Raw genomic sequence first — 5481 nt, forward strand, 5'->3', positions numbered from 1 at the left:
CCAGATTCCCAACAGAACACGCGACGACCGCACCATGAAAGTCCTGCAACTGAATCACATCGCGCTGCATGTCGCCGACGTCGCGGTCAGCGCCGCTTTTTATCGCGATGTGCTGCAATTGGAACCACTTCCACGCCCGGCCTTCGATTTCCCAGGGGCCTGGTTCCGGCTTGGCGAAGACCAAGAGTTGCATCTGATTGGGGATCGCGACAGCGCCGTCCATTCGGCTAGCCGCGGCAATCATTTGGCCCTGAAAGTCGACGATCTCGACGCGTGGGAAAGCCATCTGCAGCGGCTTGGTGCGGACCACAACCCTCGCCGGGTTCGTCCCGATGGCGGGCTGCAGGTATTCCTGCCCGATCCCGATGGGCACTGGATTGAACTGCTGGGCTTCGACGAAGGTCGCCGATAGCGGACGACTCGGACGAGCTTCGATCTGGCGGCTGGCTAGAGAATGGCGTTTGCTAGCGCCATCGCCATTCGGTGTATGCCTGTTGGTGGCCAAAGCTTCGATAGGGATGCTGACGCGGCGTGGCGCCAAAGTATCCGTAGGCGTACGGTTCTTTCCAGACCGGCACGGCCGCGGCGCCAGGAATGACGGCCGACTTGGAGTGCAACAAGGATGGCTTTTGCGGCGAACGGATCACCAGATGTGGTGCGGGAGTGACGCCCCAAAGCCCTAACCCCGCGGGATCGATCGCGTAGGCGGATGGTTGCCCCATCGCAGGTCCTTGGCCGCTTGCGGCATTGACTGAGACGCAAAAAGCGATGCTAGCAAGCGGAATTAAGATGAATCCTTTCACGAACCAATCACTCTCCAATCCGCCAAACCAGTCGACTGCGTCGGGGTCTCGACGCGACGATGCCGCCGCGTCCCGTTTCCTTTTGTATCGGCGAAGCAATTGGATTAATTCAGGCCAATTTTAACGGTTATAGGAATCGGGATAGCCGATCGATGGCTGGAACGTTACGATCGTTGCGGTATCGCGATCAGAAGCCTTCAGTCGAGACTCGGTCCACGACCTCAGTCATTCGCTGCAAGGCCCTAATCTAACGTCTATAGTGGCTATGCTTTGCCAACAGAAGAATTTGGATCGGAGAGCATCAGAAGGCGATATTGATAGCACGTAAGCTTATCAACGTACGTCGGCCTAACACGGAGGATGGCCTTCCATGAATCACTCACGACGACAAATCTTATCGATGCTCGCCGCTGCTTCTGTCGGCGGTGCTGGTTCCGCATTTGCCCAATCGCCGCAGAGCAAGTTCCAAGAACCGGTGTTTCGCATCGCGGCCAATAATAGCCTGACCCCCGCGATCCATCCGTTGGATGAAGCGTTGCGGATCGCGCATGAAGGCTTGCAAGAGATTCGCACCAACATCCAAGACTACACCGCCACGCTGGTCAAACGCGAACTGGTCGGCAATACGGTTAGCGAATACGAATACATGTTCATCAAGGTCCGCAATCGCCGGGTCGTCGATGGACGTTTGGTCGTTCCCTTCAGCGTCTACCTGGCGTTCCTGAAACCGGCGACGGTCAAAGGTCGCGAGGTAATCTATGTGGAACAGCAGAACGAAAACAAGATGGTCGCTCACGAAGGGGGCTTCAAAGGTCGCTTCCTTCCGACCGTCTGGCTGAAGCCCGAAGGGGCGTTTGCAATGCGCGGCCAGAAGTATCCGTTGACCGAAATCGGGATCGAGAACTTGGTTCTCAAACTGATCGAGCGTGGCGAGCAGGACCGGCAACACAAAGACGTAAAAGTCGAATTCCGTAAAAACGCGAAGATCAACGGACGCGATTGCAGTGTGATCCAGGTCACGCATCCGGAATACCGGCCGGAGTTCGATTTCAGTCTGGGACAGATCTTCATCGACGACCAGATGAACATCCCGGTCCGCTACGTTGCCTACGGCTGGCCCAAGACTCCTGGGCAAAAGCCTGAGATCAACGAAGAGTACACGTACCTAAACGTCAAGTTAAACGTGGGCCTAACCGACGCCGATTTCGATCCAAACAACCCGAACTACACGTTCTATTCGAAGTAGTTCGGCGGCGTTCTCAAAGAACAAGTGGCAACGCGACCGAGTCGCGTTGCCACTATCTAAATGCCCCTTCTCAGCTGGCGGTCGACTTCGAGCGGGTCATCAACGAAACGACGACCAGCGTGATGAATCCCAGCGGGATCGTCACGATGCCCGGTTGGCTGAACGGCACGATCGCGTCGGCGGCATCGAGACCGTAGACCTTCGCATAGGTATCGCCGCTCAACAGGATCCATCCCAGCGACGAAACCATTCCCACGGTGACCGCAGCGATGATGCCTTGATGCGTTGTGCCACGCCAGAACAACAACATGATCAACGCGGGCAGGTTCGCCGATGCGGCGATGCTAAACGCCCAGCCGACAAGGAAACTGACGTTCAGATCTTTGAACAAGATTCCTAGCACGATGGCGATGATCCCGACAGTCACCGAAGCCAGCTTGGCGACACGGACCTCTTCGTCACCGGTCAAATTGAACCCCAGCGACGAGACCAACAGATCGTGCGTGACCGCACCCGCCGATGCGATGATCAGACCGCTGACCGTTCCCAAAACAGTGGTAAAGGCGATCGCCGAGATGATCGCAAACAACCATTCGTTGATACTCTTGGCCAACAACGGTGCCGCCATGTTACTGGTGGTCACGTCCAACGCACCGCTGGCCATCGCGCCGAGTCCCATGTAGAGCGTCAGCACATAAAAGAATCCGATCGCTGCGATCCCGACGATCGTACTCTTCCGCGCCGCCGCTTCGTCTTTGACCGTGTAATACCGGATCAAGATGTGAGGCAGCGAGGCGGTGCCACAGAACAGCGCCAGCATCAACGACAAGAAGTTCAATCGATCGATCGGATTGTCGCTGCGGATGCCGGTAAACTTGCGTCCCGGGCGAAGGACTTCCGAACCGGAGACGGTCGTCGGATAATAGACGATTGATTTGGCCCCGTCGCTGTCGGCGATCTTCTGTTCGCTCCAGAGGGTGACTTCGCTGGCCCCCAGTTCGCGGAAGAAGGACAAAAAGCCGAGCGGTCCGGTTTCTTTGCGATCTCCGCTGAGCTTATTGATGTAGCCGATCGGATGCAGTTCCGCGCCCCCCTTTTCCGTCCCCTTCACCATGCCGTTGACTAACGTCTCGCCATCGGCGGTCGTCGTGAGAATCTGGCCTTCCAACAAGGTGGCAGTTCCGTCGTCCTGCTTATCGATGCGCCATACGATCGTCGCCCCTTCGCTGTCACGGGTCCGGATGAAGTCTTTCCCTTCCCAGTCGCCTGTCGCCGGAACGATCTTACCCCCAGCCAGCTGCGGCGTGGCGAGCAGTTCCGACTCCATGTTCTCTAAACTCAACGGCCCAATGGTTTGAAAGACGTGGCCGTCGATTCCCCCCTCTTGCGCCGTAAACCCACGTTGCAGGATCATGTAGGTCAGCACGCCGCTGAAAATCACCAACAACGAACCTTTTAAGAACTGGACCCACGTGGTCGACAGCATACCGGCGGAGGTGACGATGCAGATCACCGTCGCCCCGACGAGGACGACGCCAACCCAGTGAGGGAAGCCCAGCAGCGGTTGAATCAGAACGCCGGCACCGACCATCTGCGGGATCAAGTAGAAGATGCTGACGACCAGCGTACTGATCCCCACCACCAGCTTGATGCCGCGTGAATTAAAAGTGGAATTCAGGGCGTCGGCAAACGTAAATTTGCCGAGTCGTTTCATCGGTTCGGCGACGACAAACAGGGCGACGATCCAACCGGCCAGATAACCAATCGAATAGAGGAAACCGTCGTAACCGCTGAACGCGATCATCCCGCAGATTCCCAGGAACGAAGCGGCTGACAAATAATCGCCAGCAAACGCGACGCCGTTGACAAACCAAGGGATCTGTCCGTGGGCGGTAAAAAATCCGGCGGAAGATTTTGCTTGTCGTCCCAAATAGAAACTGAAGCCTAAGGTCAGGCCAACAAACGCCAAAAAGATCACCACAGCGATCGTAGATGGTTCGTAAATCATTACTTCGCCTCCCCATCGTTGTCGCTGGGAGCTTCGTTTTTACACAGCAGGCCGTACAACAACGCCATCGCAAACGCCCCCACAATCAGGACAAATCCGTACACGATCGCCAGATTGATACCATCGATCGGTTGCATGTCCATCGAATCGGGAGAGAGTGCATTGATGAAGACAAACCCGCTGTACAGCAGCAGATAGCAAAAGAAAAGGATCAAGCCGATCCGCGAATTCCGAGATTGCATGGTGTTCCAATTCATTTGGAAGAAACGTTAAGAGGGCGAAAAGGGGGAATTGTAGCCCAAACGACGATCAAGCGTCAGCAAGCCCCTCGAATTGCGACATAAAAAGCGCCGCACAACTCTCCAAACTGCCCCCCCAGTAAGAACACTTTACTCACATTGTCCGGGTTCCCCTATTTCATTATCTGTCGACTGCGACCAAACTTTGACTTCGGCATGGTCACGGATGACGGCAATCGATGGGATGGAATTAAAGTGCAGTTCGCATCACGATGGATGGGATTTGCAACGATCCGTGGACACCAGAGGTCGCACAGCGTTGACGAGTACACATACGACGAACACACCGCACCGGCACGCAGCGGCCGCGACATGGGAACTTTCCGATGCGAGAACGCTGTTTCTTTCGGACATCCATTTGGGCAGCCGGTTCTGCCAAGCCGAAGCGCTCCTTGAATTGCTCCAGCGCTGCCTTCCGCAGAAGATCTATCTGGTTGGTGATGTCGTCGACAACCGCCGCATGAGCCGACGGATCCGATGGACACCCGCCTACAACCGATTGGTCGCCCGATTGTTTGAACTGGGCGTCTCGGGAACCGAGATCCATTACACACCAGGTAATCACGACACCTTCTTGCGAAGCTTTGTCGAAGACTATCGACTTGTCCAAATCCGTGATTCGTTTGTCCATCAGTGCGCCGACGGGAAACGGTTGGCGGTTTTACATGGCGACCAATTTGACATGGTCGAAAGCAAAATGCTGTGGCTGTCCAGCTTGGGATCGCTCGCCTACGAAGGGCTGCTGGCGATCGATCGCAGCATCAACGCGGTGCTTGGCTTGTTCGGCGGTCGACAGATTCCGATCAGCCGCAGCCTGAAGCTGTGGGCCAAAAGCATCGTTCAAAAGAAGAGCGGCTTCCACCAGCAGCTGTGCGACTTTGCTCGCGATCAAGATTGCGAAGGGGTGGTCTGCGGACACATCCACAAACCGGAGATTTCGCAGATCGAAGAGATCATGTACCTCAACACGGGCGATTGGATCGAGCACTGCAGCGCAATTGTCGAATGGCCCGACGGACGGCTGCAATTGATCGACGCCCACAACTTAGCAAAGACGCAGCGCCGCGAACCGACATTCCATCGGCTGCGGTCCAACGCCTAAGCGATTTCACGCAAGCTGCGTTC

6 protein-coding genes are annotated in these 5481 nt (G+C 56.0%); 3 read left to right on the forward strand and 3 right to left on the reverse strand.

All coding sequences use genetic code 11. The features are described 5' to 3' along the window. Window positions 1-34 precede the first annotated feature (34 nt). Window positions 35-412, forward strand: a complete 378-nt coding sequence (locus tag Poly24_RS18640) for a VOC family protein (RefSeq protein WP_145098921.1) — start codon at window positions 35-37, stop codon at window positions 410-412. A 52-nt stretch (window positions 413-464) separates the two neighbouring features. Here Poly24_RS18640 and Poly24_RS18645 read toward each other — a convergent pair whose 3' ends face one another. Next, on the reverse strand, window positions 465-722 hold the full coding sequence (locus tag Poly24_RS18645; protein ID WP_145098924.1) for a hypothetical protein: 258 nt from the start codon (window positions 720-722) through the stop codon (window positions 465-467). A 451-nt stretch (window positions 723-1173) separates the two neighbouring features. On the opposite strand from Poly24_RS18645, the gene Poly24_RS18650 reads away from it, so the two are divergent. Beyond that, the gene (locus Poly24_RS18650) at window positions 1174-2049 is read left to right on the forward strand and encodes a DUF1571 domain-containing protein (protein ID WP_145098927.1); all 876 of its coding nucleotides are present in this window, start codon (window positions 1174-1176) and stop codon (window positions 2047-2049) included. A 70-nt stretch (window positions 2050-2119) separates the two neighbouring features. Here the strand turns inward: Poly24_RS18650 and Poly24_RS18655 are convergent, their stop codons facing one another. Continuing rightward, the gene (locus tag Poly24_RS18655) at window positions 2120-4057 is read right to left on the reverse strand and encodes a sodium/solute symporter (protein WP_145098930.1); all 1938 of its coding nucleotides are present in this window, start codon (window positions 4055-4057) and stop codon (window positions 2120-2122) included. Next, a complete protein-coding gene (locus tag Poly24_RS18660; protein WP_231753222.1) occupies window positions 4057-4299 on the reverse strand; it encodes a DUF485 domain-containing protein in 243 nt (80 codons plus the stop codon). The genes Poly24_RS18655 and Poly24_RS18660 overlap by 1 nt, the downstream gene beginning before the upstream one ends. Before the next feature lie 316 nt (window positions 4300-4615). Here Poly24_RS18660 and Poly24_RS18665 point away from each other — a divergent pair, with 316 nt between their 5' ends. Further along, a complete protein-coding gene (locus Poly24_RS18665; protein WP_197452011.1) occupies window positions 4616-5458 on the forward strand; it encodes a UDP-2,3-diacylglucosamine diphosphatase in 843 nt (280 codons plus the stop codon). Window positions 5459-5481 lie beyond the last annotated feature (23 nt).

Origin of the sequence: Rosistilla carotiformis (assembly GCF_007753095.1) — a bacterium.
GTDB lineage: Bacteria > Planctomycetota > Planctomycetia > Pirellulales > Pirellulaceae > Rosistilla > Rosistilla carotiformis.

Coding starts and splice junctions, on each gene's coding strand:
- Poly24_RS18640 (WP_145098921.1), top strand. CDS start 35: ATGAAAGTCCTGCAACTGAATCACATCGCGCTGCATGTCGCCGACGTC.
- Poly24_RS18645 (WP_145098924.1), bottom strand. CDS start 722: ATGGGGCAACCATCCGCCTACGCGATCGATCCCGCGGGGTTAGGGCTT.
- Poly24_RS18650 (WP_145098927.1), top strand. CDS start 1,174: ATGAATCACTCACGACGACAAATCTTATCGATGCTCGCCGCTGCTTCT.
- Poly24_RS18655 (WP_145098930.1), bottom strand. CDS start 4,057: ATGATTTACGAACCATCTACGATCGCTGTGGTGATCTTTTTGGCGTTT.
- Poly24_RS18660 (WP_231753222.1), bottom strand. CDS start 4,299: ATGCAATCTCGGAATTCGCGGATCGGCTTGATCCTTTTCTTTTGCTAT.